The following is a 25,903-nucleotide window of genomic DNA, read 5'->3' as shown; positions in this document are numbered from 1 at the left end:
TTTGAACGCGTTATAACTAATTATTATATCGCTCGCTTGAGTGGCCAATAAACTCTCTCATGAATAAGTAAGGGATTACGATGAAACTGCAGCAGCTGAAGTATATTGTTGAGGTTGTAAACCATAATCTGAATGTATCTGCAACGGCGGAAAGCTTATATACCTCTCAGCCAGGTATTAGTAAACAGGTTCGGTTGCTGGAAGATGAGTTAGGTATTCAGATTTTTGAACGTAGCGGTAAGCACTTAACGCAAGTGACGCCAGCTGGAGAAGAAATTGTACGTATCTCTCAAGAAATTCTCGCTCGTGTAGAAAGTATCAAAGCGGTGGCTGGAGAGCACACCCATCCAGAAATGGGGACGCTGAATATCACCACGACACATACGCAGGCTCGTTATGCACTGCCAGATGTCATCAAAGGTTTTACTTCTCGTTATCCAAAAGTGTCGTTACACATGCACCAAGGTACACCGTCACAAATGTCTGAGGCGATAGCTAAAGGCACTGCGAATTTTGCGATTGCGACAGAAGCTCTTCACTTATATCAAGATGCCATCATGCTGCCTTGTTATCACTGGAATCGTTCAATAGTTGTGCCTAAAGACCACCCACTAGCGAAGAAAGACAAAGTAACGATCAGTGATCTTGCCGCTTACCCATTAGTCACTTACGTGTTCGGTTTTACTGGTCGTTCAGAGCTGGATACAGCATTCAACCGCGAAGGTTTAACCCCGCGAGTGGTGTTCACGGCAACTGATGCAGACGTCATTAAAACTTACGTTCGTATGGGTATTGGTGTGGGTGTGATTGCAAGCATGGCTGTGGATGAAGAGCAGGACGGTGACTTGGTTGCAATAGATGCGAGCCATTTGTTTGGCGCGAGCACCACGAGCATCGGCTTCCGCCGTGGTACATTCTTACGCTCTTACATGTTCGATTTTATGGAGCGTTTTGCACCGCACTTAACGCGTCCAGTGGTTGAGCAGGCGATTTCGTTGAAGTCTAATGCAGAAATCGAAGAGATGTTTAAAGACATCGAGCTTCCGGTGAGATAACACTTCATTGATGTTTCGATTCCCTCTACAATGCGCTCGTTGTAGGGGGAGTTATGAAAACGCAATTTCAATTTATTAATGACTGCTTAATCGAAAACCAATCTTTGTGGCGATTCGAGCCTTTTAAAAGCAGCATTCACACATCATTACCTTGGCAGGAGCAACATCCTCGACTGTGCCAATGGCTAGCGTCTCTTACTCCCTCTCAAATCGAAGAATACAAAGCAGCACCAGAACTCGCGTTAAAAGCACTTAGTCCGTTTTTGCCTGAGCTTGAACAACTCGCAGAACTGACTCATTTAGAGCTTTTGTCGTTAAACGGCTTGGAACTCGCTCGTGGTTTAGATAACGGTATTCCGGGACGTAAGTTGGAGCAAATTAGCTCGATGGGTGAAGCTGCAATTCAACAACACTGTGGCGAAGAATGGCTAGAATGGTGCTCAGGTAAAGGTTACTTGGGGCGAATCCTGACAACGCAAACCGATCAGCCTGTAACCAGCTTTGAATACCAACAAGCACTGTGCGATTCGGGGCAACAAGCAGCCAATGAACATCATTGGAAGATGACGTTTATTCAAGGCGACGCGTTTGATAGCAAAGCGAAAGCCGTGTTTAAGCCAACGCAACACGCAGTAGCACTGCATGCATGCGGTGACCTTCACGTTCGTCTAATGCAGTACGGCAGTGAAAATGGGATTGCTGCGATGACCATATCACCTTGTTGTTACCACTTGATTCAGTCGGAACAATACCAGCCGATGTCGGAATCGGGTAGGGCTTCTTCTCTCTCATTGTCTAAGCAAGAACTGCGTATCCCATTACAACAAACGGTGACGGGAGGAGAGCGCGTGCGTCGTCATCGTCAGCAGGAAATGATGTTTCGTCTTGGGTTTGATTTGATCACGCGACAAGCTTTGGGAATGGCAGAGTATCAGCCTGTGCCGAGTATCCGTAAGTCGCAATTAAGTGATGGTTTTGAATCGTTCTGTCGCTGGGCAGCGGAGCAAAAAGGCATTGTTCTTCCTCAAGAAATCGATTTCTCTCATTTTGAAAAGTTAAGCGAACAACGCTTCTGGCAAATGGAGAGAATGAGCTTAGTGCAACTTGTTTTTCAACGTCCGTTGGAGATCTGGCTCGCATTAGATAAAGTGCTTTATCTTGAAGAACGTGGTTACCGTGTTAGATTGTCAGAGTTTTGCCCTAAATCGGTCACGCCTAGAAATATTTTAATTTGTGCATATAAGATTTAGTTATTCTTTATAGCCAAACGCTCTATATGAAAAAGCCCACTTATGAGTGGGCTTTTGTAAACAAAACGTGACAAGTTATGTTTTATTTTGTCATTAATTAAACATAGCGATAGCTTGAGTTGGTTCAACGTATTCCAAGTCAAAGCTTTCTGCTACTTCTTTACACGTTACTTTTCCGTGAATAACGTTTAGACCTTCAAGGAAGCCTTTATCTTCTAGAAGTGCTTCGCGGTAGCCTTTATTTGCTAACTTCACGATGTATGGAAGTGTAGCGTTGTTGAGTGCAAATGTTGAAGTGCGAGCAACTGCGCCAGGCATATTTGCTACACAGTAGTGAACCACTTCATCAACGATGTAAGTTGGATCTGCGTGAGTTGTCGCGTGCGAAGTTTCGAAACAACCGCCTTGGTCAATTGCCACGTCAACCACTGCCGCACCAGGCTTCATCTTAGCAATGTGCTCTTTAGTGACCAGTTTAGGTGCTGCTGCGCCAGGAATTAGAACGGCACCGATAACAAGGTCCGCTTCTAGAACATGCTTCTCGATAGCGTCTTCAGTAGAATAAACCACTTTTGCGCGACCTTGGAATTCTTCGTCAAGCTTACGAAGTGTGTCTACGTTACGGTCTAGAATAGTGACGTCAGCGCGAAGGCCAACCGCCATACGAGCAGCGTTTGCACCAACAACGCCACCACCAACGATAACGACTTTTGCAGGTTCAACACCAGGTACGCCGCCTAGGAGTAGACCACGACCGCCGTGCGATTTTTCCAACGTTTGCGCGCCAGCTTGGATAGACATCCGACCTGCCACTTCTGACATTGGTGCTAACAGTGGCAAACGACCCATATTATCTGTTACAGTCTCATAGGCTATACAGACAGCTTTGCTCTTGATTAGCTCATCAGTTTGTGGAAAATCTGGTGCTAGGTGTAAATAAGTAAATAAAATTTGCCCTTCGCGGAGCATTGCTCTCTCTACTGCTTGGGGTTCTTTTACTTTTACAATCATGTCTGCTTGCGCAAATACGTCAGCAGCATGAGGGAGAATGGATGCGCCGACAGCGATGTAATCATCGTCTGAAAAACCAATGCCGGCACCTGCATTGGTCTCAACTAAAACTTGGTGACCATGTGAGATGAGTTCTCTCACGCTAGCTGGGATCATACCAACACGATATTCGTGATTCTTGATTTCCTTAGGTACGCCAATGATCATCCTGTATCCTCTTTCTATAATGGTTGTATTAACTGTTAGTAGGGTGTTATTGTCGAATTAATAACTAGTATAGTTATAGATTTGTAAAATTTGGCACCAAATATTAAAAAGTTGTAGTATATTTTTTTGCAAGGAAGTAATAAGGTGGAATAAAAAATGGCAGACAACTATAAAAAGCCGTCCAAGGAACTAGACCGTATCGACCGCAACATTCTTAATGAGCTGCAGAAAGACGGTCGTATTTCAAACGTTGAGCTTTCAAAACGTGTGGGACTTTCTCCAACGCCATGTTTGGAGCGTGTACGTCGCTTAGAGCGTCAGGGTTATATCACAGGGTATACTGCATTATTGAATCCGCAGTTCCTGGATGCATCACTATTAGTATTTGTTGAGATTACGCTAAACCGTGGTGCGCCGGATGTGTTTGAGCAGTTTAACTCAGCTGTTCAAAAGCTAGACGACATACAAGAGTGTCATCTTGTTTCAGGTGACTTTGACTATCTTCTTAAAACCCGTGTATCAGATATGGGTGCTTACCGCCGACTATTGGGCGATACGTTACTACGTCTACCTGGCGTAAATGACACTCGCACATACGTTGTTATGGAAGAAGTGAAACAATCTAACCAGCTTGTGATCAAAACTCGTTAATTTCTTGCAAAGAAAGCGGTATATGCTTCCGCTTTCGCCAGAGAGTAATTGGGTTTTTCTCCTTGATATGGTTAAATCAATTTACCGAGCGGCTTGATGCCGCTCGGAATGTTTTGCAATTTCCTATTTCATTTCCATATTCAAGTTGATTTATGTTCAAAGAGAACGCAAAGAAAGTCGAAACCATTATCAAAACCAGTGAAGAGCCCCAGTCTTCACGCTTAAATGGCTTCCAACGCTTAAAAGAGTGCTGCTTTATCGTTGGCGTTCTTAGCTCGGTATTGCTTGCGGTTGCACTATTTACCTTCAGTCCGGCCGATCCTTCTTGGTCCCAAACCGCATGGGGAGGGGATATCGATAATGCTGGTGGCCTTTTCGGCGCTTGGCTAGCCGATACTCTATTCTTCACATTTGGCTCTCTCGCTTACCCAATCCCTTTCTTGCTAGCGGCGGCTGCATGGGTGATTTGCCGTAAACGAGGAGAAGATGAGCCCATTGATTTCATGCTATGGGGTACAAGGCTGCTCGGTCTTGTCGTCCTTATTATGACCAGTTGCGGTCTTGCCGATATTAATTTTGATGACATTTGGTATTTTTCATCCGGAGGTGTGGTCGGGGATGTGTTGTCTAGCCTCGCTTTACCTACATTAAATGTACTCGGTACCACATTGGTACTGCTGTTCTTGTGGGGAGCGGGCTTTACGCTCTTCACTGGCATCTCATGGCTTAACATCGTGGAATGGCTTGGTGATCGTGCATTAGCACTAATTGCCGCGCTTGCAAATAAGGCAAGAGGTTCAGAGCAGGAAGTTTTAGAACCTCAGCTTGATGAGTTTGTAGAAGATAAAGTCTCTACGCCTAAACATAATGTAGACTATGAAATTGATGATGAGCCGCTTCCTCATTTAACGGCGTACGATGTCGATGAACCGAAAGAGTCGGCGCCAGCGCATGAGTACCCTATTTATATGCCGCAAGCTAAACCTGATAAGCCTGCGGAACAGGCGATGGTAGAACCGACTCCACCACAACGCAAGGCTACGGTTAATGCTGCGCCAGTTTATTCTGAACCTGAGCCTCAAATACAACCTATCCATACGGTTAACACTGATAACGTTGATCCGCTCTTGGAACGCACCAAGCAACTGAATGTTACGATAGAAGAGCTTGAAGCAGCGGCGCAACAAGCAGATGACTGGGGAACTGAAGAACAGGCAGCCCCATCATTTGCAGACACTTATTCTTCCTATGTCGAGCAACATACAGCTACAGAAGAACCGATCAGTGTTGAACCAGATTATGCGGAGTACGAACAATTTGAAGCAGAGCAAGTACAGCAGCCAAGTATTGAGCATCCTGTACATGAAGAGCCTGCAATTGATTCTGCTGTATTAGATAGCATCACGGCGCAAACAGAGTCGAGCCAACATATTGAGCCTACGATCTCTGACTTTGATGTGTTAGATGATGAAGACGAAGTGGAGTCTCAGCCTGCACAGCAAGCACAGCCAACAACGCCTCATCAGCAAGTTGCAACACCTTCAACAACATTTGAACCTGCACCTCAAAAAGTGGAGGTAGAAGAGGTCCAAGACAACGACCAAGACGTTACCGCATTCCAAGATATGGTTTCCAATGCGCAAGCCAAAGTCGCTGCAACACAGAACCCATTTTTGGTACAGAAAGAAGAAAACTTGCCAGTTCCGGAAGAGCCACTCCCAACGCTCGAGTTGCTTTATCATCCAGAAAAACGTGAAAACTTTATCGACCGTGATGCGTTAGAGCAGGTCGCTCGATTGGTAGAGAGCAAACTCGCTGACTACAAAATCAAAGCCGATGTGGTTGGTATTTATCCTGGTCCAGTGATCACTCGTTTTGAGCTTGATTTGGCGCCGGGGGTGAAAGTAAGTCGTATTTCTGGTCTTTCAACTGACTTAGCGCGTGCATTGTCTGCGATGGCGGTACGTGTCGTGGAAGTAATCCCTGGCAAGCCTTACATCGGTTTGGAACTGCCAAACATGAGTCGTCAGACGGTCTATTTATCTGATGTCATCAGTAGCCCTCAGTTTGAGCAAGCAACGTCACCAACAACGGTTGTGTTAGGTCAAGACATTGCGGGCGAAGCTGTGGTGGCCGATCTTGCGAAGATGCCTCACGTGTTAGTAGCAGGTACAACAGGTTCTGGTAAGTCGGTGGGTGTGAACGTGATGATTTTGAGCATGCTGTATAAAGCAGGTCCAGAAGATGTACGCTTCATCATGATTGACCCGAAAATGCTAGAGCTTTCTATTTATGAAGGTATCCCTCATCTTCTTTCTGAAGTTGTGACTGATATGAAAGACGCATCAAATGCTCTACGTTGGTGTGTGGGCGAGATGGAACGTCGTTACAAATTGATGTCGGCATTAGGTGTACGTAATGTGAAGGGCTTCAACGAAAAATTGAAGATGGCAGCAGAAGCGGGCCACCCAATCCATGACCCGTTCTGGCAGGAAGGCGACAGCATGGATACTGAACCGCCATTGCTAGAAAAGCTGCCTTACATCGTCGTTGTTGTTGACGAATTTGCTGACCTGATGATGGTGGTAGGTAAGAAAGTCGAAGAACTGATTGCTCGCTTGGCGCAAAAAGCGCGCGCGGCAGGTATTCACTTAATTCTTGCGACTCAGCGTCCATCGGTTGATGTTATTACCGGTCTAATTAAAGCGAACATTCCAACTCGTGTTGCGTTTACGGTATCGACTAAAACGGACTCTCGTACAATCCTAGATCAAGGCGGCGCAGAATCACTACTTGGTATGGGTGATATGTTGTATCTACCGCCGGGATCAAGTCATACAACTCGTGTTCACGGTGCATTTGCATCAGATGATGATGTTCATGCTGTTGTAAACAACTGGAAAGCGCGTGGTAAACCGAACTACATTGAAGAGATCATCAGTGGAGATCAAACTCCAGAAAGTCTATTGCCAGGTGAGCAAATGGAAGCGGATGAAGATGTAGACCCGCTCTTCGATCAAGTTGTTGAGCACGTGGTTCAATCACGTCGAGGTTCGGTTTCCGGTGTTCAGCGCCGATTTAAGATAGGTTACAACCGTGCCGCCCGTATTGTAGAGCAGCTTGAAGCACAGGGCATCGTAAGTGCTCCGGGCCATAACGGTAACCGTGAAGTACTGGCACCTGCGCCACCAAAAGATTAATGAACTTGTGTTACTCACCTCAGTCCAACTGAGGTGAGTGGTTCTAATAATAGGTATCTGAATGAAAAAACTATTTTCAGCGAAACTTTTCTCTGCGCTTGTTTTAAGCTTTTCCCTCTTTTCTACCGCACACGCAGCATCTCCTAAAGATGAATTAAACAAACGCCTTTCTATGAATGATGGCTTCAGTGCGGATTTCTCTCAGCAGGTTATCAGCCCTGAAGGCGAAACGGTGATGGAAGGAGAAGGTACGGTTGAAATCGCTCGCCCAAGCCTGTTCCGTTGGAGTACAACATTCCCCGATGAGAACCTATTGGTCTCTGACGGTAAGACATTGTGGTACTACAGCCCATTCATCGAGCAAGTGAGCATCTACTGGCAAGAGCAAGCAACAGAGCAAACGCCATTTGTTTTGCTAACGCGTAACCGAGCAAGTGATTGGAATAACTACAAAATATCTCAAAAAGGTGACCAGTTCACTCTCATTCCTACCGCAGTAGACTCCACACAAGGTCAATTCCAGATTAATATTGATGCCAAAGGTGTGGTGAAAGGCTTCAACGTGGTTGAGCAAGACGGTCAAAAAGGTTTGTTCACCTTTAACAACGTGAAGCTGGGTAAACCAAAAGCAGACAGATTCACGTTCACAATTCCAAAAGGTGTGGAAGTGGATGACCAAAGGAATTAATTGGTAGTGAGCAATTACACATTAGATTTCTCGGGGGACGAAGATTTTCGTCCCCTTGCTGCTCGTATGAGACCGGAAACGATCGATCAATACATCGGACAGCAACACATTTTAGGTCCCGGTAAGCCACTGCGCCGTGCGCTAGAGGCGGGTCACATTCACTCGATGATCCTTTGGGGACCACCGGGCACAGGCAAAACGACATTAGCGGAAGTGGCTGCAAACTATGCCAATGCTGAAGTAGAGCGCGTGTCTGCCGTGACGTCTGGTGTGAAGGAAATTCGTGCAGCAATTGAGAAAGCACGTGAGAACAAAATGGCGGGTCGCCGCACCATCTTATTTGTGGATGAGGTGCATCGCTTCAACAAATCTCAACAAGACGCGTTTTTGCCGCATATTGAAGATGGCACGGTTACCTTTATTGGTGCGACGACAGAAAACCCATCGTTTGAGTTAAACAACGCATTGCTGTCACGTGCACGTGTCTACAAGCTGACGTCCCTTGATAAAGATGAAATCTCACTGGCGCTGAACCAAGCGATCAGCGATAAAGAACGTGGCTTGGGCAATACACCTGCACACTTCGCTGATAACGTATTAGACCGCCTAGCAGAACTGGTAAACGGTGATGCTCGCATGTCTCTCAATTATCTTGAGCTGCTCTACGACATGGCAGAAGACAATGCGCAAGGTGAAAAAGAGATCACGCTTAAGTTGCTGGCTGAAGTGGCAGGGGAGAAAGTCTCTCGCTTCGATAACAAAGGTGATATCTGGTACGACTTAATCTCTGCGGTCCACAAATCCATTCGTGGTTCTAACCCAGATGCGGCGCTTTACTGGGCTGCACGTATGATTGCAGCGGGATGTGATCCTCTTTATATTGCCCGTCGATTACTTGCGATAGCATCGGAAGATGTCGGCAATGCGGACCCTAGAGCCATGCAAGTGGCACTCTCCGCGTGGGACTGTTTTACACGCGTTGGTCCAGCAGAAGGTGAACGTGCGATTGCTCAAGCTATTGTTTATCTCGCGTGCGCTCCAAAGAGCAATGCCGTTTACGTTGCTTGGAAACAAGCGCTAACGGACGCTCATAACTTACCTGAATATGAAGTGCCGCATCACCTTCGAAATGCGCCAACCAGTTTGATGAAAGACATGGGTTATGGGGCTGAGTATCGTTATGCTCACGATGAGCCTGGTGCTTACGCAGCCGGTGAGCAATATTTGCCGCCTGAAATGGGCGATCGTAGGTACTATCAGCCGACAAATCGTGGTCTGGAGACCAAAATCGGCGAAAAGTTAGATTACTTGGCTACTTTAGACGCAAATAGCCCACAAAAGCGCTATGAAAAGTAGGCGTTTTTGGATACATTTGTTCAGTAAATTTTTTTAACGCGTACGCTTGGAAAGTGCGCGTGATTTCACAACAAAAAGCATAGGATTAACAATGCTGGATTCTAAATTACTTCGTACAGAGCTGGATGAAACAGCTGCTAAACTGGCGCGTCGTGGCTTTAAGCTAGACGTAGATACTATTCGTAAACTTGAAGAACAACGTAAGTCCATTCAAGTAGAAGTAGAAAATTTACAATCCACGCGTAACTCCATCTCCAAGCAAATCGGCCAAAAAATGGCGGCTGGCGACAAAGAAGGCGCAGAAGAGATCAAGAAACAAATCGGTACGCTAGGTAGCGATCTTGATGCGAAGAAAGTTGAACTTGAGCAAGTAATGGCTCAACTAGACGAATTCACGCTTTCTGTACCAAACATCCCAGCAGATGAAGTGCCAGATGGCAAAGATGAAAACGACAACGTTGAAATCTCTCGTTGGGGTGAGCCAAAGTCTTACGACTTCGAACTGAAAGATCACGTTGACCTAGGCGAAATGGGCGACGGTCTAGACTTCGCAAGTGCAGTTAAGATCACTGGCGCACGTTTCATCGTGATGAAAGGCCAATTTGCTCGTCTACACCGTGCAATCGCTCAGTTCATGCTGGATCTTCACACTGAAGAGCACGGCTACACAGAAATGTACGTACCTTACCTAGTAAACTCTGACAGCCTATTCGGTACTGGTCAGCTTCCTAAGTTTGGTAAAGATCTTTTCCACACTGAGCCGCTAGTAGAAAAAGTAAACGACGAAGAGCCACGTAAACTGTCTCTAATCCCTACTGCAGAAGTACCTGTAACGAACCTAGTTCGTGACACGATTTCTGACGAAGCGGATCTACCAATTAAGATGACAGCTCACACGCCATGTTTCCGTTCAGAAGCAGGTTCTTACGGTCGTGATACTCGTGGTTTGATTCGTATGCACCAGTTCGACAAAGTTGAGCTAGTACAAATCACTAAGCCAGAAGATTCAATGAACGCACTAGAAGAGCTAACAGGTCACGCTGAGAAAGTTCTACAACTTCTAGAGCTTCCTTACCGTAAAGTGGTTCTATGTACAGGTGACATGGGCTTCGGCGCTCGTAAGACTTACGACCTAGAAGTTTGGGTTCCTGCTCAAGAAACTTACCGTGAAATTTCTTCATGTTCTAACATGTGGGATTTCCAAGCTCGTCGTATGCAAGCACGTTTCCGTCGTAAAGGCGAGAAGAAACCTGAGCTTGTACACACGCTAAACGGTTCTGGTCTTGCTGTAGGTCGTACAATGGTTGCTATCCTAGAAAACAACCAAGAAGCAGACGGCCGCATTGCAATCCCTACAGTACTTCAGAAGTACATGGCGGGCGCAACGCACATCGGTTAATTCATTAACCACTAGAACACCAAAACCCAGCCTTAGTGCTGGGTTTTTTGTTATCTGCGTCGAGTGAAAATACGTTGTTATGTAAATGTAGGGTGAGGTATTGCATAGTTAGCCTAAATTATTAAAACCAGCCCCTAATGATATTTTTCTAAGCTTCATTGAGCGTGACAAGCTCCTCCAAAAGATAAAGAGGAGGTACTTTCATGGCTTCAATGAGAATAAGCGGCTCTGTTGGCTTGGGTGGTAAAAATGTGGATGCTGATATTCGTACGGTACAAAGGTCTATTAACCAATTGCTTGGTTCTTTAAAGGGAGTAAAGGAACTTAAAGTGGATGGGAAACTAGGCTCTAGACCGGAAAACTCCAAGACTGTCGCCGCAATTAAAGCTTTTCAGAAAAGCCTTGTTGGGATGGTTCGTCCAGATGGAAGGATAGATGTGAATGGAAGAAGCCATCGTAAGCTGAATGATTATTTAAAACGAACACCTGAGACTGCGGTGGCATATACGTTACCTTTGGTTGGCTCAAGAGATGCGTTGACGGACTTGGATTATCGCAAAGTAGCTGAAACCCTTGAATGCGAAGTCGCTGCTATTAAAGCTGTAGCGGAAGTTGAGAGCCGAGGAGAAGCCTACTTTAGCAATGGTAAGCCAAAGATTTTGTTTGAGGCTCATATATTTTCGAGACTCACTTCAAGAGCCTACGATAACAGTCATCCAAGTATTTCAAGTCGGCATTGGAATCGAAGTCTGTATGTTGGTGGTATCTCAGAATACGTACGTTTAAATAAAGCGATTGAACTGAATTCAAATGCAGCAATCCGCTCCGCATCTTGGGGACGTTTCCAAATTATGGGCTTTAATTTCAAGTTAGCTGGTCATGTTACCGCTGAATCCTTTGTTAAAGCTGTATTCGAGTCAGAGAAGAAACAACTTGAGGCTTTTGTTACGTTTATCCAAAAGTCTGGCTTAGGTGAACATATAAGAGATAAAAATTGGGCTGCCTTTGCTCGTGGTTACAATGGTTCTGAGTATCAGAAAAATCAATACGACGTCAAATTAGAAAAGGCTTACAAAAAATATGCTTCGATTAAAAATGCTGCGTAACATTTCTTTGCTTGGACTTATTTTTAGTTCATCTGCTTGTGCTTCCAGCCACACTAATACTGCGCTATTTAAGTGTGATGCTTCACATCCTAACCGTCTAGAAATATCAATAGAAAATATAAACAGTCAGGTTCTACTGTCGGAGCTTAACTTAGGGGGGAGCAGTATTGAAAGAACCATAGCTGTAAAGGACTTTAAATTAGACCAGTATCATCGAGCGTTGGTAGATGAGAAGTCACTGGAATTTAGTATTGGTGAGCGCGTCATATTAGTCAGTGAGTACTTTAGCGAGGAGTTTGGTGAGGTAGAGAAAATACTCAGTGTTACTTTGAGAGAGCCTGAGCAAACGCAGTACTTTGAATGTGAGGAAGGGAGTATGAGTAACCTTGCATTGCTTTTCCATGAGAGTGCCGAATAATCGATTACAGAGTAATTATTACTAAAACGTAATAGTGTTTTCGAATTTATCCTAATTATCTTGTTATTTGTAATCGATATAATCATCCACCTTACCACGGTAAGTAGATTTTCTCATTCAAGTAACGAGGAGGGCTTATGGCCGTAGGGTGGGCAAATGACGATAGCGTCAGCCAACAAATTCAAAACACAATAGACGACGAGATTTCCCGTGTTCGTGGCAGTATCACAAGGGGTGAAAGCGCCCATTATTGCGATGAGTGTGGTGATGAGATCCCAGAAGCACGTCGTTTTGCTATGAAAGGCGTTCGTTTGTGTATCGAATGTCAGTCAACAATCGAATTGGTGTCTCAACGCCAAGCATTGTTCAATCGACGAGCGAGTAAAGACAGTCAACTCCGATAACTTTACTGTTCTAATAAATAATGAGACGGTTTGAGTCTCATACTCAAACCGTTTTCGTATTGAATTGGACTATGAAGCGAAGCAGTCTTTACGTTGCAACGCAGCATCAATCGCGTTAACTAGCTTCTCAATATCTTCCGGCTTGCTGATGAACGGCGGCATCATATAAATCAGTTTGCCAAATGGACGAATCCAAACTCCGTGTTCAACAAACAAGGCTTGGATGGTTTCCATATTCACAGGGCGATGCGTCTCCACTACGCCAATGGCACCTAGCCAACGGGTGTTCTTCACCAACTCGTATTCTTCAAGTTTTGGTAGTAACTCAGAAAACAGCGTTTCAATTTGTTGGGTTTGTTGCTGCCAATTACCTCGCTCAATCAATTCCAAACTTGCGGTGGCAACAGCACAGGCGAGTGGATTCCCCATAAAGGTTGGACCGTGCATAAAACAGCCTGCATCACCACCACAAACGGTGTCTGCTACGTGTTTGCTCGCCAGGGTCGCAGAGAGGGTCATGTAGCCGCCAGTGAGTGCTTTCCCGACACACAGAATGTCTGGTTGAATGTCTGCATGTTCGCAGGCAAACAACTTACCGGTACGACCAAATCCGGTAGCGATCTCATCTGCAATCAATAACAAGCCGTATTTGTCGCAAAGCCTACGCACGCCTTTGAGAAATTCTGGATGGTAGATTCGCATGCCGCCAGCGCCTTGAACGATAGGCTCTAGGATCACCGCAGCAAGTTCTTTATGGTGAGTCTCAATCTTGTGCTCGAAGTCGGTGAGGTCTTCTGGCTTCCATTCATCCCAATAACCACAAGTTGGTGACTCCGCAAAGATATGCTCAGGCAAAAAGCCTTTGTAGAGAGAGTGCATGGAGTTGTCAGGATCGGTAACCGACATCGCCGCAAACGTATCGCCGTGATAACCGTGTCGCAAAGTAAGAAACTTTGATCGGCGTTCGCCTTTTGCATGCCAATATTGCAGTGCCATTTTTAAGCTGACTTCTACGGCAACGGAGCCTGAATCGGCAAGGAATACATGTTCAAGATTACTTGGGGTTAGGGATAGCAACTTCTTACACAAACTGATTGCTGGCTGGTGGGTAATCCCGCCAAACATCACGTGAGAGACCTGATCGATTTGCTGGTGAGCGGCTTGATTTAAATGCGGGTGGTTGTAGCCGTGGATCGTCGACCACCAAGAAGACATGCCGTCGACCAGCTCAGTACCGTCTTCCAATTTAATGTGAACACCATTTGCCGATGCCACTGGGTAGCAGGTCAGAGGTGTCAATGTCGAAGTATAAGGATGCCAGATATGCTGGCGGTCGAAGGCGAGATCCATGTGCGATTCCAATAACAATTAAGATTAAAAAATAAACAGATGTAAACTTTGTTTTTTGTGTTGTGTTGACAGTTTATCGAGACTCAGTAGACTGTCAACACAACAACAAAAGTGACTAAAGGAATACACGTGGAAGTTCGTCATAACTGGACGCATGCTGAAGTGCGCGATCTCATGGAAAAACCATTCATGGATCTCCTATTCGAAGCGCAGCTTGTACATCGTCAATATCAACAAACCAACCATGTTCAAGTAAGCACGCTTCTGTCGATTAAGACAGGTGCTTGTCCAGAAGATTGTAAATACTGTCCTCAGAGTGCTCGTTACACCACAGACATCGAAAAAGAGCGCCTGATGGAAGTAGAACGCGTACTCGATGCTGCGCAAAAAGCCAAAAATGCTGGTTCTACTCGATTCTGTATGGGCGCCGCATGGAAAAACCCGAAAGAGCGTGATATGCCGCATTTGACCGACATGATCAAAGGCGTGAAGGGCATGGGTTTAGAAACGTGTATGACATTAGGCATGCTGACGCCAGATCAAGCAAAGCAATTGGCAACCGCAGGTCTGGATTACTACAACCACAACCTAGATACCTCTCCTGAGTTTTACGGCAACATCATTACCACACGTACTTACCAAGACCGTTTAGATACTTTGTCTCACGTGCGTGATGCTGGCATGAAGATCTGTTCTGGTGGCATCATCGGCATGGGTGAAAGTGCTAACGACCGAGCTGGTTTATTGGTTGAATTGGCGAACTTACCGGTACACCCTGAAAGCGTTCCAATCAACATGCTCGTGAAGGTGAAGGGCACACCACTGGAAGAAGTGGATGATGTTGAGCCATTCGATTTCATTCGCCTGATTGCGATTGCACGAATCATGATGCCTCAATCAGCCGTTCGTTTATCCGCTGGTCGTGAAAACATGAACGAACAAATGCAAGCGCTGTGCTTTATGGCGGGTGCAAACTCCGTCTTCTATGGCTGCAAACTTCTGACCACGCCAAACCCTTCAGAAGACAAAGACATGATGCTGTTCAACAAGCTCGGTATTAACAGCCAAGAGGTGTCTCAAAAGCCTGATGAAATCGAAGAAAACGAGTTACTCGATCGCGTCGTAGAGCGCGTTGCTGCCCGTCCGACAAAAGACGACCTTTTCTACGATGCCAGCGTTTAAATCTCGTATCGAGTCCGCCCTTGCTGAGCGTAAAACGCAAGGGTTGAATCGTTCTATGAATGTGGTGTTTGCCGGTAACCAGTCCGTTTTGGAACACGAAGGTAGACGCTACATTAATTTCTCAAGTAATGATTATTTGGGATTGGCTAATGACCAAGCGCTTGTTCGGGCTTGGCAGCAAGGTTTAAGCGTATATGGTAGTGGCAGTGGAGCATCACCGATGGTGACTGGCTTTAGTGCCGCGCACAGCAATTTAGAAGCCGCACTGACCGAATGGTTGGGTTACGACAGAGCAATTCTGTTTGGTTCTGGATTCAGTGCTAATCAAGCCTTGTTGTTCACCTTGTTGGAAAAATCAGACGTATTGATCCAAGACCGTTTGAACCATGCCTCACTGATGGAAGCGGGGGCGTTGTCACCAGCTAAGATGAAGCGCTTCAAACACAATGACATCGAGCACCTAAAGTCGCTGATTAATAGCGAAGACAACCATCTAGTTGTGACTGAAGGGGTATTCAGCATGGACGGCGACTGTGCGCCGCTTAGCGATATCGCTGCTGTCGTTGATAGCCACAATGCATGGTTTGCTGTCGATGACGCTCATGGTATTGGCGTTCTTGGTCAATCCGGTGGTGGTTCTTGTGAGTTGGCAACGGTTAAACCCGAGATACTGATCGTTACTTTCGGCAAAGCGTTTGGTATGTCTGGCGCGGCTATTTTATGTGACCACGCAACGGGGGACTTTTTAACTCAGTTTGCTCGTCACCATGTGTATTCCACAGCGATGCCTCCGGCACAAGCCTATGCGCTAACGCATGCGGTTTCTATCGTTCAAGAGCAGTCTTGGCGACGTGAAAAGCTTTCAGAGCTTAGTGAAGTGTATCGAGACTGCCTCAGCGATCTGGAGGGCTTTGTTGAGACTCAGACTTCGATTAAGCCGTTTGTGATTGGTGAATCTGAACTGGCTTTGCAGGTTGCGAGCGCTTGTCGCCAAAACGGCATTTGGGTTACCGCTATTCGACCACCGACGGTGCCTAAAGGGACGTCTCGCCTTCGAATCACACTCACTGCCAATCACACCAACGAACAAGTTAAAACGCTTTCAATGGCATTGAAGCAAGCATTAGGAGCGCTGTAATGGATAATGCAACTACCGCATTAGCGCAAACGCTCGCGTTAGAGAGTTTCCATCAAGATAAAGACGCGATTGCCTCTTCGTTTGGTAAAGCAGCAGAAACATACGATAAACATGCGGCTTTTCAACGTGATGTCGGGCATCAGCTGCTTGATAAACTTCCTGAAAACTTGACGGGAAAACGTGTATTGGATTTAGGTTGTGGCACGGGTTATTTCTCCCAACTACTTCAACAACGCGGTGCGGAAGTAGTCTGCGGCGATATCTCTCAAGCCATGTTAGATAAAGCAGAGCAGCGTTGTGGTGCAGTACGAATGCACTACCAAGTTGCTGATGCTGAAAACTTACCATTTGACGATGATAGCTTCGATTACGTGTTTTCAAGTTTAGCGCTGCAATGGTGTACAGATTTAAGTTACCCACTAAAAGAAGTGCGCCGCGTGCTAAAAAATGGTGGGAAAGCGTGGTTCTCTACACTGGTTGATGGATCACTGTATGAGCTGCGTGCATCATGGGAAAAAATTGATGCATATCAACACGTCAATAACTTTCTAACGCTCAATCAGGTAAAAATTGCGTTAGCGCAATCTCGATGTGACAGCCATCAACTAGACTTGACCACCATCACAGTTTGGTACGACTCTGCATTTTCAGTTATGCGTGACCTCAAAGGTATAGGTGCAAATCACGTAAGCGGGCGCTCACACGGTTTAACTAGTCGCGAGACTTTGTTGCAAGTTGAGCATGCGTACCAAGCGTTTAAAAACGATCAAGGTCTTCTACCTGCAAGTTATCAGGTTTGTTTTGGAGTAATACATCTATGATTGATGCTTTTTTTATTGCTGGTACGGATACTGATGTTGGAAAGACGGTAGCGTCTAAAGCCATTTTGCAAGCGATTGCAGCAAAAGGACTAAATACTATTGGTTATAAGCCAGTGGCAGCAGGGAGTGACAAGACTGAAGCGGGATGGCGTAACTCTGATGCTTTACACTTACAAGACGCCGCAACACTCGATGTGGCCTATGATGATGTGAACCCATACGCTTTAGAGTTGCCTGCTTCTCCCCACATTGCAGCGAAGCATGAACATGTCGAAATAAGTTACGATGTTCTGAGTCAAAAACTGGCTCAACATAAGCAGCAAGCCGATGTTGTTCTCGTTGAAGGTGCTGGAGGCTGGCGTGTGCCAGTATCCGATACGGACTGTTTATCTACATGGGTAAAAGAAGAGCAGTTACCTGTTGTACTGGTGGTTGGCATTAAATTAGGCTGTTTGAGCCACGCTTTACTCACAGCGGAGAGTATTAAAGCGGATGGTTTGAATCTTGTTGGCTGGGTGGCAAACCGCGTCAACCCTGGCACAGAGCACTACGCTGACATTATCGAGATGCTAGAAGCACGTATCGATGCACCTAAGCTTGGGGAAATTCCATATATTCCAAGTGCTAAACGCAAAGAGCTAGGCAAGTACATTAATGTAGAGCCGTTGCTAAACACTGACTAATGGTGTTTAGGATAAAAGACTAAAAAACCAAAGGGCTGCGCAATGCAGCCCTTTCTTGTTGGTGTAGGCTAAAAAGTCAGATTACTTATCTTGGCTGAGCCCCATCAATGCTTGTTGTGTTTCTGCAACACGCTGAGACATATGATGATCGGTTGAAATACCAAGTTGTTGCTTTGCCTCGTCCTCTGAGATGCCTAGGTGACAACGCAGTAAATCAATAGCCATTTGATAGTCGTTAGTTTCTACCATGGTTTTTCCCTCAATACATGGAGTTTTTGAGCTCACCCAATGCACTTTTTGCAATGTACTTAGAGTGGCTCTGTTTTGTTCATCTCATTCGAATTTAGCATGTCCATGTAGCCGCACAATAAGACCAAAGTCTATAGCAGAGCTAACGTACTGTTTTTGGTCTATTAAAAAATTTCTAGCTAAGTTGCTAAGAGGTGATAGATTTAACACCAAGATCATCTATCAATAGATGATGGGTAGCTCAGAGCTTATTTTATCATTTTGATAAATGTATATGAACGGAGGTTCCGGCTCCTACCAAAGCATGTTTTGAAATCGCTTGAATTAAATATTTCAGTCCCGAAAACAAATGTTGCAATTTATTGCTTAACCTTGTTTTTATCGCGGATAGACTATATCTATAACGCACGGAACATGAAAATCAACGGAATTGGCTTTTATAGCGATTACCATTTGTTCCTTATAACAATCCGTTTTAAAAAAACGATAAGCTTCCTCGGAGAAAAGTAATGAAGCGAATTATGTTATTCCTAGCAACTAACCTAGCTGTCGTGCTAGTGCTTAGTGTTGTTCTGAATATTGTTTACGCTGTAACTGGAATGCAACCAGGCAGTCTGTCAGGTTTACTTGTAATGGCTGCTGTATTTGGTTTTGGTGGCGCATTTATTTCGTTGATGATGTCAAAGGGTATGGCGCTACGCTCGGTTGGTGGTATGGTCATTGAAAGCCCGCGCAACGAAACGGAGCATTGGTTAGTCGAAACTGTGGGTCGTCAAGCTCAACAAGTGGGTATTGGTATGCCAACGGTGGCTATTTATGATTCACCAGATATCAATGCATTTGCGACAGGTGCAAAACGAGATGACTCTCTTGTCGCCGTTTCTACTGGTCTTTTACACAATATGACTCGTGATGAGGCAGAGGCAGTACTTGCACACGAAGTGAGCCATATTGCAAATGGTGATATGGTCACGATGACGTTGATGCAAGGTGTCGTGAACACGTTTGTTATCTTCCTATCACGCTTTATTGCCAATATCGTGGCATCGAACGATGATGAAGAAGGCCAAGGTACAAATATGATGGTTTACTTTGGCGTATCCATGGTGCTTGAACTGGTATTTGGTTTCCTAGCTAGCTTCTTGACTATGTGGTACAGCCGTCATCGCGAATTCCACGCGGACGCAGGTGCTGCGCGCCTCGTTGGCAAAGAAAAAATGATTGCGGCTCTAGAGCGTTTGAAGGTGAGTCATGAATCTCAACTGGATGGCACCATGATGGCGTTTGGTATCAATGGCAAGCAGTCGCTGACTGAGCTACTAATGAGCCACCCTCCGCTAGATAAACGTATTGCAGCGTTGCGAGGCCAGCAATACTAATTGTTCCTACTTAAATAATTGTTAATCTGCTGAAAAGGCTTGGTTTTGACCAAGCCTTTTTTTTCGCCGATTGATCGCGTGCGAACTTCATCACGTACTACTTACAGAAATAAAGTTATACAAAATTATTTTTGTACAACTTTGGTGGAATGAACTATCTTGTACATATAATAATTTTGTACAACTTAATGGGCGTGTAGGAGTAAAAAATGGACATACAGTCTGTTGGCAATATCTATCAAAAGCTCAACAAAGCGAACTTACATCTGCTTAAGGATATATATCACCAAGATGTAGTATTTGAGGACGCAGCGCATCGTTTAGAAGGATGGCCAGCACTTTCGGATTATTTCACCTCATTATATGCCAACGTCATCAGTTGTGATTTTGTAATCCATGAGCATCAACAAGTCGGAGATACAGGCTTCCTAACTTGGACAATGGACCTTCAGCATCCCAAACTTCAGAAGGGTGCGCCTATTCTCGTCAATGGTGTTTCGCACCTCAAATTTAGCGAAGGTCAGGTCATTTATCACCGAGACTATTTTGATCTCGGAGAGATGCTCTATGAGCATTTACCGTTACTTGGTTCAGTCGTTAAAACCATCAAGCAGAGGTTAGGACAATGAACAACACCATCTTAATCACAGGCGCCACCTCCGGAATAGGAAGGCAGCTTGCCCTAGATTACGCGAACTCAGAATGGAATGTGATTGCTTGTGGTCGGAATCAAGATGTTCTTGCAGAACTGGAGGCAGTTTCCTCCAAAATTCATACATTGCAGTTTGATGTGACAAATTATGAGGAAACTCAGCAGGCGCTCTCTAATTTGCCCTTTACGCCAAACACATGGGTTTTTAACGCAGGCGATTGTGAGTACATGGATGAGGGAGTGGTCGACGCGAAACTCATGGCGCGTGTGATGAACGTAAATGTTGTCGGTGTTGCCAACTGCGTTGAAGGCTGCCAAGTGCATTTAGAGAGAGGGCACCGCATTGTTATTGTTGGCTCTATCGCATCAGAAGTGGCACTGCCTCGTGCTGAAGCTTACGGCGCATCCAAAGCGGCAGTCAGTTATTTTGCACGCACGCTCGCCGTCGACTTGAAAAAGAAAGGGATCAATGTGGTAACGGTGTTTCCTGGTTTTGTTGAAACGCCGTTGACTGACAAAAACGACTTCGAAATGCCAATGATCATTTCTACTCAGCAAGCGTCGGACTCTATCAGGAAGCAGTTAGCCGCCAACAAGACCTATATCTATTTCCCAGCGAGATTTACCAGTATTTTACGTTTTATCTCGTTACTTCCATACAGTTGGCAAGCTCGCCTAACTGCTAAACTCGTAGCATAAGAAGGAATAAGAATGAAAACAGCAGGAAGAAAGAAGATAGCGATTGTGGGAACGGGAATCTCTGGCCTTACTTGTGGTTATTACTTGCATAAAGAACATGATGTAACGCTGTTTGAAGCGAACGATTACATCGGTGGCCATACTGCAACCGTTGATGTGAGCCTTGATGGTAAAGAATACGCGATAGATACTGGGTTCATCGTCTATAACGACCGTACGTACCCTAATTTCATTAAAATGATGAGCGAGATTGGCGTTGAAGGTCTGCCGACTCAAATGAGCTTCAGTGTCAGAAACGATGGGAACGGACTAGAGTACAACGGCCACACAGTGTCGACATTGTTCGCTCAAAAACGCAACTGGGCAAACCCTAAATTTTATCGATTTATCTTCGAGATACTTCGTTTCAATAAACTTGCCAAGCGCTTCGCTAGCGAGCAATCCTCGCACTCTCAGACGTTAGGTGAGTTCCTTGATGAACACAAATTCAGTGCTTTCTTTACCGATAACTACATATTACCGATGGGTGCTGCGATTTGGTCGTCGACTTTAGCTGACATGCGCGCATTCCCTCTTATGTTCTTCTTACGTTTCTTCCTCAACCACGGTCTGCTAGATGTGACTAACCGGCCACAATGGTATGTGATTAAAGGTGGTTCACGATCATACATTCCACCATTGACCAAAGGCTTTGCCGAGAGTATTCGTCTTAATAGTCCTGTCGAAAAAGTGGTTCGCAACGAAAAAGGGGTTGGCGTTCAAGTTCGCGGAGAAACGCATTGGTTTGATGACGTTATCTTTGCTTGTCACAGTGATCAAGCAATGAGAATGCTAGAGGATATCAGCCCAATTGAGCAGGAAATCTTGGGGGATATGACATACCAAGCAAATGAAGTTGTTCTTCATACCGACTCTGCCGTACTACCAAAACGTAAGGCAGCATGGGCATCATGGAACTACCTATTGGAAGGCAGTGAAGAGGAACAGCAACGCCTCCCTTCGCTCACTTATAACATGAACATTCTTCAGCATATTCAATCAGAACATACGTTTTGTGTAACGTTGAACAGTACTGAGCAAATTAACTCAAATAAAGTCTTGCGTTCGTTCACTTATCATCATCCAGTATTCACCACTGAGTCTATTGCAGCGCAGCAGCGCAAAGATGAGATACAGGGCAAACAAAGTACCTGGTTCTGCGGCGCTTATTGGTACAACGGTTTTCATGAAGATGGCGTGCGTAGCGCGCTTGATGTTGTGAAAGAACTAGAAGAAAAGTACCGCGAACAAAATGTGGTTCCTTTCGAAAAAGGCGCAGCGTGATATGGATAGCCAAATGAACAGCCGATTGTTTATAGGCAACGTTCGTCACCGTCGATTCACGCCTGTGAATCATGAGTTGAACTACTCTTTATTTATGCCCGCCATCGATGTAGACGAGCTCGATGCTTTAGAGAAAAAAGTATGGGGTTTTGGTTCGCGTTGGTGGCATTGGGCTCGCTTCAAGCGCAGTGATTACATTGGTGAAGGCAGCGTCAAGTCGGCAGTGCACAGCAAAATTGAAGAACTGACAGGTGTTCGCTGTACCGGCAAGGTAATCGCAGTCTGTCACTTGCGTTATCTAGGGCTTTATTTCAGTCCCGTTAATTTCTACTACGTTTATAACACGGAAGGAGAATGGAAGTATCTCCTCGCAGAGGTGAGTAACACTCCTTGGAATGAACGACATTACTACGTGGTGTCAGCAGATAAAGAAGAAGAAAAGTTTGGTTGGGAACAAGTTAAAGCATTCCATGTTTCACCATTCAACCCGATTGACCAACTCTACCGCTGGAGAATTAAACCTTTGACAGACAAGTTGAATATTCATCTTGAATGTCACAAAGGAGAGAAACACTTTGATGCCACCATGGTTATGAAAGCCAAGCCACTTTCAAGCAAAACCTTATTGAGGTGTTTGATCGTTACACCAATACAAACGGTAAAAGTAATGGTTGGTATTTATTGGCACGCATTAAAACTTTGGGTGAAAGGCGCACCTTTTTATTCTCATCCTAAATATTCAACGCATGAAGAAATAGAAGCCGATACTGAAAAAACAGACAAAAAAAATAAAAAGCACAAGGAGAATTCTGCATGTTAAATACTAGTTCTATGACATTGCCGCGTAAATTGACGACAACGCAAAAAGCGGCTCGCGGAGTTATTTTTCAATGTCTGCAAAAAATGGAAATCGGCTGCTTAACAGTTATTGAAAGTTTTAAGACGGAAACGACAGAGCGAAGCGAGCGTTTTAGTGCGCCAAATGGGGAGTACAGTGGTCAACCTGTTGTCGCTACTATAGAGGTAAAACATCCAGGCTTTTATTCACGGATCTTGCAGGGCGGCAGTATTGCTGCTGGTGAGGCTTATATGGATGGGTGGTGGGATAGCCCCGATTTAACCTCATTAATGAAACTGATGGCCCTTAACATGCGTGCTCTAGATAAACTCGAAGAGCAAGGCAGTTGGTTGACTAAAATACTGTACAAGTTCAGTCATTGGTCAAACAGAAACTCTGAAGAGAACTCACGTAAAAATATCCATGCGCATTACGACTTGGGTAACAACCTATACGAAGCGTTCCTTGATACCAATATGCTGTACTCTTCGGCGCTTTACAATCATGCGGATGACTCTCTAGAGCAGGCTCAAATCAACAAAATGGATCGTCTATGTCAGCAACTTGAGCTGAAGCCCACTGATCATGTTGTTGAAATTGGCACAGGGTGGGGCGCTATGGCGATTTACATGGCCGAACAATACGGCTGTCAGGTCACCACAACAACGATATCTGAAGAGCAACACGCGTATGCGGAGCAAAAAATCAAAGAGCGTGGCTTAGAAGATAAAATCACACTACTCAAAGAAGATTACCGTAACTTAACTGGCACTTATGACAAGCTCGTTTCTATTGAAATGATTGAAGCTGTGGGCAAACAATTCCTGCCTTCGTACATTAAGGTCTGTGAGTCTTTATTGAAGACTGGTGGCTTGATGGCGATTCAAGCGATTACGATTGCCGATCAGCGTTACGATTACTACAGTAACAACGTCGACTTTATCCAAAAGTACATTTTCCCGGGTGGTTTTTTACCGTCGGTAACCTCACTAACCCAAGCAACAACAAAGTACAGTGACTTAGTGACGCGAGACTTGTTCGATATTGGTTTGGACTACGCCAAGACGCTGAACGAATGGCACTTACGTTTTAATCGAGCAGAGAATGAAGTGCGCTCGTTTGGCTACGACGACCGCTTTGTGCGTATGTGGCGCTACTATTTGAGCTACTGTGAAGGTGGCTTTTTGGCTCGCACGATCAGTGCCGTTCACATGACGTTTCAACGCCCGTAGTTCGTTATGAAGGTGTTTCTTGCTTCGACATGGTTCCAACTCTGCTGGTTTGCAGCGGTGCTTGGAACCTATCAATGGCAATGGGTGACGTTATTCCTTACTTTGGCAACCCTACTATATTGTTTGAAAACTGACGCATCTTCGCTCAAAAGTATTGGTGTTATCGCCACGATTGGTCTCGTGCTTGATACATTAAATCAGCAATTTTCAATTTTCATGTTTGCCACTCAATGGTTACCCCTTTGGCTTTTGTGCCTTTGGATTCTGTTCGCCTGGTATGCCTATCAACTCAAGTCAATTTTGTACCGTTTCCCAAAAACCTACGTATCAATAGTAGGCGGACTCGGAGGAACAGCGAGCTACTTTGCTGGCTATAAGCTCCAAGCCGTTGAATTTGGATTTAGCACTGGCGCTACACTGGCAATGTTGTTTGTCGAATGGTGCGTCATGATGCTCTTGATACTCAAGGTGTACGGAAATGAAAAGCTTGAAGAGAGACTTAACTCAGAGACTGACTAGGCTGCTTGCGTTGGTAATAGTAACTGGCTCTTTTGCTCTGCAAGCTCAACCTGTTGGAAATAGCGAAGCTGCCAGCAACATTGCGAATTGGAAGGGATGGAAAACTGTTGGAGAAGCCCAACTTACTTGGTTCATCTTCGATATTTATCACTCAAGATTAAAAGCGCCTGATGGAAAGTTCATCGTAAGCGATGACGTATCGCCACATCCCCTTGCGTTGGAAATTAATTACAAGAGAGACATCAGTAAGCAACAGCTGCTTGATGTGACGGATGAGCAGTGGGCGAAATTGGGTTTTACGGACTCATATCGAAAAGCTTGGATCAGCGAGCTCGATCGTATGTTTCCTGATATTCAAAAAGGTGACGAGCTTACTTATCTAACAGATGGAAAATCTGGTCAGCTTTTTTATAAGCAGGTTGGGGACGTGCAAGTAAAGAACGTTGGCATCATTGAAGACGAACGAATGAACGATGCATTTTTGGCTATATGGTTATCACCCAACACAGAATTTCCGAAACTCCGAAAACAATTGATAGGGCAGGTTAGATAGTGTTTAAACGAATTTTTAAAGCAGCGACTTTAGTGGCAGCTGTTTTTCTTTCGGCATGTTCCGCAGACATTGATAATTACCGCTCTTCTACACCGACTTTTGACGTATTCGGTTATTTCGAAGGCGACATAAAGGCGTGGGGGATGGTGCAAGATTATACCGGACAGCAAACGCGTCGCTTTGAGGTCGATATAGCGGGTACTGTAGCGGGTGATACGCTGACGCTGGTGGAAGACTTCGTGTTTGATGACGGAGAGGTGGACCAGCGAGTTTGGGTTATCACTAGATTAGAAGACGGTCGTTATGAAGGTAAGGCAGACGATATTATAGGTGTAGCAACAGGGGAAGAGCAGGGCAATGCGCTACAGTGGCAATATGACTTTGAGCTACAAATGGAGGATTCATCAGTGACGGTTGCTTTTGATGATTGGCTTTATCGTCAGGATGACAGACACGTTTTCAATCTAACGAAAATAAAAAAGTTTGGTGTGGAAGTAGGAACAATAACCTTGTTCTTCCAAAAGCAGCCATAACAAATGG

26 protein-coding genes are annotated in these 25,903 nt (G+C 45.1%); 23 read left to right on the top strand and 3 right to left on the bottom strand.

Features of this window, described 5'->3' with window-relative positions; all coding sequences use genetic code 11:
- Nucleotides 1-80 precede the first annotated feature (80 nt).
- Together cysB and R7035_RS02445 are read left to right on the top strand one after the other, a co-directional pair.
- A complete protein-coding gene (cysB, locus tag R7035_RS02450) occupies nt 81-1,055 on the top strand; it encodes an HTH-type transcriptional regulator CysB (RefSeq protein WP_005388967.1) in 975 nt (324 codons plus the stop codon).
- A gap of 53 nt (nt 1,056-1,108) precedes the next feature.
- Nucleotides 1,109-2,305, top strand: coding sequence for a methyltransferase (locus R7035_RS02445; protein ID WP_171342743.1), 1,197 nt, complete (start codon nt 1,109-1,111; stop codon nt 2,303-2,305).
- 93 nt (nt 2,306-2,398) lie between these two features.
- On the opposite strand, the gene ald is transcribed toward R7035_RS02445, so the two are convergent.
- Nucleotides 2,399-3,523 carry an alanine dehydrogenase gene (ald, locus tag R7035_RS02440; RefSeq protein ID WP_005378241.1) on the bottom strand — a complete coding sequence of 375 codons (1,125 nt, stop codon included), beginning with the start codon at nt 3,521-3,523 and terminating at the stop codon, nt 2,399-2,401.
- 156 nt (nt 3,524-3,679) lie between these two features.
- Here ald and lrp point away from each other — a divergent pair, with 156 nt between their 5' ends.
- The 8 genes from lrp to R7035_RS02400 all read left to right on the top strand — a co-directional run bounded on the left by lrp (nt 3,680) and on the right by R7035_RS02400 (nt 12,745).
- On the top strand, nt 3,680-4,174 hold the full coding sequence (gene lrp, locus R7035_RS02435) for a leucine-responsive transcriptional regulator Lrp (protein ID WP_005378234.1): 495 nt from the start codon (nt 3,680-3,682) through the stop codon (nt 4,172-4,174).
- A 152-nt stretch (nt 4,175-4,326) separates the two neighbouring features.
- Nucleotides 4,327-7,374 (top strand): DNA translocase FtsK 4TM domain-containing protein, encoded by a 3,048-nt coding sequence (locus tag R7035_RS02430; RefSeq protein WP_132936551.1) that lies wholly within the window; start codon nt 4,327-4,329, stop codon nt 7,372-7,374.
- Nucleotides 7,375-7,435: 61 nt separating this feature from the next.
- Nucleotides 7,436-8,062 carry an outer membrane lipoprotein chaperone LolA gene (lolA, locus tag R7035_RS02425; protein ID WP_005388103.1) on the top strand — a complete coding sequence of 209 codons (627 nt, stop codon included), beginning with the start codon at nt 7,436-7,438 and terminating at the stop codon, nt 8,060-8,062.
- Complete coding sequence (locus R7035_RS02420; RefSeq protein ID WP_264302055.1) at nt 8,063-9,418, top strand: replication-associated recombination protein A; 1,356 nt, start codon at nt 8,063-8,065, stop codon at nt 9,416-9,418. It begins immediately after the preceding gene.
- A gap of 91 nt (nt 9,419-9,509) precedes the next feature.
- Nucleotides 9,510-10,817 carry a serine--tRNA ligase gene (serS, locus tag R7035_RS02415; protein WP_005437179.1) on the top strand — a complete coding sequence of 436 codons (1,308 nt, stop codon included), beginning with the start codon at nt 9,510-9,512 and terminating at the stop codon, nt 10,815-10,817.
- A gap of 203 nt (nt 10,818-11,020) precedes the next feature.
- Entirely contained in the window at nt 11,021-11,923 is a 903-nt protein-coding gene (locus R7035_RS02410) for an N-acetylmuramidase domain-containing protein (protein WP_132936553.1), read from the top strand.
- On the top strand, nt 11,913-12,341 hold the full coding sequence (locus R7035_RS02405) for a hypothetical protein (protein WP_132936665.1): 429 nt from the start codon (nt 11,913-11,915) through the stop codon (nt 12,339-12,341). Before R7035_RS02410 ends, R7035_RS02405 begins: the two co-directional genes overlap by 11 nt.
- A 137-nt stretch (nt 12,342-12,478) precedes the next feature.
- The gene (locus R7035_RS02400) at nt 12,479-12,745 is read left to right on the top strand and encodes a DksA/TraR family C4-type zinc finger protein (RefSeq protein ID WP_132936554.1); all 267 of its coding nucleotides are present in this window, start codon (nt 12,479-12,481) and stop codon (nt 12,743-12,745) included.
- 69 nt (nt 12,746-12,814) lie between these two features.
- Here R7035_RS02400 and bioA read toward each other — a convergent pair whose 3' ends face one another.
- The gene (bioA, locus tag R7035_RS02395; protein WP_132936555.1) at nt 12,815-14,095 is read right to left on the bottom strand and encodes an adenosylmethionine--8-amino-7-oxononanoate transaminase; all 1,281 of its coding nucleotides are present in this window, start codon (nt 14,093-14,095) and stop codon (nt 12,815-12,817) included.
- A 129-nt stretch (nt 14,096-14,224) separates the two neighbouring features.
- Here bioA and bioB point away from each other — a divergent pair, with 129 nt between their 5' ends.
- The 4 genes from bioB to bioD are packed head-to-tail and all read left to right on the top strand — an operon-like array spanning nt 14,225 to nt 17,919.
- Nucleotides 14,225-15,277, top strand: coding sequence for a biotin synthase BioB (gene bioB / locus R7035_RS02390; RefSeq protein ID WP_005378222.1), 1,053 nt, complete (start codon nt 14,225-14,227; stop codon nt 15,275-15,277).
- Nucleotides 15,264-16,415, top strand: a complete 1,152-nt coding sequence (gene bioF, locus R7035_RS02385) for an 8-amino-7-oxononanoate synthase (RefSeq protein WP_165935340.1) — start codon at nt 15,264-15,266, stop codon at nt 16,413-16,415. The genes bioB and bioF overlap by 14 nt, the downstream gene beginning before the upstream one ends.
- The gene (bioC, locus tag R7035_RS02380) at nt 16,415-17,236 is read left to right on the top strand and encodes a malonyl-ACP O-methyltransferase BioC (protein WP_054866301.1); all 822 of its coding nucleotides are present in this window, start codon (nt 16,415-16,417) and stop codon (nt 17,234-17,236) included. Before bioF ends, bioC begins: the two co-directional genes overlap by 1 nt.
- Nucleotides 17,233-17,919, top strand: a complete 687-nt coding sequence (gene bioD, locus R7035_RS02375; RefSeq protein WP_005378217.1) for a dethiobiotin synthase — start codon at nt 17,233-17,235, stop codon at nt 17,917-17,919. The genes bioC and bioD overlap by 4 nt, the downstream gene beginning before the upstream one ends.
- Nucleotides 17,920-18,000: 81 nt before the next feature.
- On the opposite strand, the gene R7035_RS02370 is transcribed toward bioD, so the two are convergent.
- Entirely contained in the window at nt 18,001-18,168 is a 168-nt protein-coding gene (locus R7035_RS02370; protein ID WP_005378215.1) for a hypothetical protein, read from the bottom strand.
- A gap of 509 nt (nt 18,169-18,677) precedes the next feature.
- Here R7035_RS02370 and htpX point away from each other — a divergent pair.
- The 9 genes from htpX (at nt 18,678) to R7035_RS02325 (ending at nt 25,896) form a co-directional block, all read left to right on the top strand.
- A complete protein-coding gene (htpX, locus tag R7035_RS02365) occupies nt 18,678-19,547 on the top strand; it encodes a protease HtpX (protein ID WP_005388085.1) in 870 nt (289 codons plus the stop codon).
- 209 nt (nt 19,548-19,756) lie between these two features.
- Nucleotides 19,757-20,176: a nuclear transport factor 2 family protein gene (locus tag R7035_RS02360; RefSeq protein WP_005378211.1), complete on the top strand. Its 420-nt coding sequence runs from the start codon at nt 19,757-19,759 to the stop codon at nt 20,174-20,176.
- Nucleotides 20,173-20,898 (top strand): SDR family oxidoreductase, encoded by a 726-nt coding sequence (locus R7035_RS02355; RefSeq protein ID WP_033905083.1) that lies wholly within the window; start codon nt 20,173-20,175, stop codon nt 20,896-20,898. The genes R7035_RS02360 and R7035_RS02355 overlap by 4 nt, the downstream gene beginning before the upstream one ends.
- A gap of 12 nt (nt 20,899-20,910) precedes the next feature.
- Complete coding sequence (locus R7035_RS02350; protein WP_054575130.1) at nt 20,911-22,221, top strand: NAD(P)/FAD-dependent oxidoreductase; 1,311 nt, start codon at nt 20,911-20,913, stop codon at nt 22,219-22,221.
- A 1-nt stretch (nt 22,222) separates the two neighbouring features.
- On the top strand, nt 22,223-23,041 hold the full coding sequence (locus tag R7035_RS02345) for a DUF1365 domain-containing protein (RefSeq protein ID WP_005378205.1): 819 nt from the start codon (nt 22,223-22,225) through the stop codon (nt 23,039-23,041).
- A complete protein-coding gene (locus tag R7035_RS02340) occupies nt 23,035-24,291 on the top strand; it encodes an SAM-dependent methyltransferase (protein ID WP_042522068.1) in 1,257 nt (418 codons plus the stop codon). Before R7035_RS02345 ends, R7035_RS02340 begins: the two co-directional genes overlap by 7 nt.
- Before the next feature lie 6 nt (nt 24,292-24,297).
- Entirely contained in the window at nt 24,298-24,810 is a 513-nt protein-coding gene (locus R7035_RS02335) for a DUF2878 domain-containing protein (RefSeq protein ID WP_042522066.1), read from the top strand.
- Complete coding sequence (locus tag R7035_RS02330) at nt 24,770-25,363, top strand: chalcone isomerase family protein (protein ID WP_017821712.1); 594 nt, start codon at nt 24,770-24,772, stop codon at nt 25,361-25,363. Before R7035_RS02335 ends, R7035_RS02330 begins: the two co-directional genes overlap by 41 nt.
- A complete protein-coding gene (locus R7035_RS02325; protein ID WP_139832019.1) occupies nt 25,363-25,896 on the top strand; it encodes a DUF3833 domain-containing protein in 534 nt (177 codons plus the stop codon). Before R7035_RS02330 ends, R7035_RS02325 begins: the two co-directional genes overlap by 1 nt.
- Nucleotides 25,897-25,903 lie beyond the last annotated feature (7 nt).

It is taken from the genome of Vibrio sp. 1731, assembly GCF_033339955.1.
Lineage (GTDB): Bacteria > Pseudomonadota > Gammaproteobacteria > Enterobacterales > Vibrionaceae > Vibrio > Vibrio alginolyticus.
This window is presented reverse-complemented; position numbering and strand designations above follow the sequence as displayed.

What these genes read in the sequence shown, in the direction of transcription:
- cysB (WP_005388967.1), top strand. Translation starts at nt 81, where the DNA reads ATGAAACTGCAGCAGCTGAAGTATATTGTTGAGGTTGTAAACCATAAT.
- R7035_RS02445 (WP_171342743.1), top strand. Translation starts at nt 1,109, where the DNA reads ATGAAAACGCAATTTCAATTTATTAATGACTGCTTAATCGAAAACCAA.
- ald (WP_005378241.1), bottom strand. Translation starts at nt 3,523, where the DNA reads ATGATCATTGGCGTACCTAAGGAAATCAAGAATCACGAATATCGTGTT.
- lrp (WP_005378234.1), top strand. Translation starts at nt 3,680, where the DNA reads ATGGCAGACAACTATAAAAAGCCGTCCAAGGAACTAGACCGTATCGAC.
- R7035_RS02430 (WP_132936551.1), top strand. Translation starts at nt 4,327, where the DNA reads ATGTTCAAAGAGAACGCAAAGAAAGTCGAAACCATTATCAAAACCAGT.
- lolA (WP_005388103.1), top strand. Translation starts at nt 7,436, where the DNA reads ATGAAAAAACTATTTTCAGCGAAACTTTTCTCTGCGCTTGTTTTAAGC.
- serS (WP_005437179.1), top strand. Translation starts at nt 9,510, where the DNA reads ATGCTGGATTCTAAATTACTTCGTACAGAGCTGGATGAAACAGCTGCT.
- R7035_RS02410 (WP_132936553.1), top strand. Translation starts at nt 11,021, where the DNA reads ATGGCTTCAATGAGAATAAGCGGCTCTGTTGGCTTGGGTGGTAAAAAT.
- R7035_RS02405 (WP_132936665.1), top strand. Translation starts at nt 11,913, where the DNA reads ATGCTGCGTAACATTTCTTTGCTTGGACTTATTTTTAGTTCATCTGCT.
- R7035_RS02400 (WP_132936554.1), top strand. Translation starts at nt 12,479, where the DNA reads ATGGCCGTAGGGTGGGCAAATGACGATAGCGTCAGCCAACAAATTCAA.
- bioA (WP_132936555.1), bottom strand. Translation starts at nt 14,095, where the DNA reads ATGGATCTCGCCTTCGACCGCCAGCATATCTGGCATCCTTATACTTCG.
- bioF (WP_165935340.1), top strand. Translation starts at nt 15,264, where the DNA reads ATGCCAGCGTTTAAATCTCGTATCGAGTCCGCCCTTGCTGAGCGTAAA.
- bioC (WP_054866301.1), top strand. Translation starts at nt 16,415, where the DNA reads ATGGATAATGCAACTACCGCATTAGCGCAAACGCTCGCGTTAGAGAGT.
- bioD (WP_005378217.1), top strand. Translation starts at nt 17,233, where the DNA reads ATGATTGATGCTTTTTTTATTGCTGGTACGGATACTGATGTTGGAAAG.
- R7035_RS02370 (WP_005378215.1), bottom strand. Translation starts at nt 18,168, where the DNA reads ATGGTAGAAACTAACGACTATCAAATGGCTATTGATTTACTGCGTTGT.
- htpX (WP_005388085.1), top strand. Translation starts at nt 18,678, where the DNA reads ATGAAGCGAATTATGTTATTCCTAGCAACTAACCTAGCTGTCGTGCTA.
- R7035_RS02360 (WP_005378211.1), top strand. Translation starts at nt 19,757, where the DNA reads ATGGACATACAGTCTGTTGGCAATATCTATCAAAAGCTCAACAAAGCG.
- R7035_RS02355 (WP_033905083.1), top strand. Translation starts at nt 20,173, where the DNA reads ATGAACAACACCATCTTAATCACAGGCGCCACCTCCGGAATAGGAAGG.
- R7035_RS02350 (WP_054575130.1), top strand. Translation starts at nt 20,911, where the DNA reads ATGAAAACAGCAGGAAGAAAGAAGATAGCGATTGTGGGAACGGGAATC.
- R7035_RS02345 (WP_005378205.1), top strand. Translation starts at nt 22,223, where the DNA reads ATGGATAGCCAAATGAACAGCCGATTGTTTATAGGCAACGTTCGTCAC.
- R7035_RS02340 (WP_042522068.1), top strand. Translation starts at nt 23,035, where the DNA reads ATGTTAAATACTAGTTCTATGACATTGCCGCGTAAATTGACGACAACG.
- R7035_RS02335 (WP_042522066.1), top strand. Translation starts at nt 24,298, where the DNA reads ATGAAGGTGTTTCTTGCTTCGACATGGTTCCAACTCTGCTGGTTTGCA.
- R7035_RS02330 (WP_017821712.1), top strand. Translation starts at nt 24,770, where the DNA reads ATGAAAAGCTTGAAGAGAGACTTAACTCAGAGACTGACTAGGCTGCTT.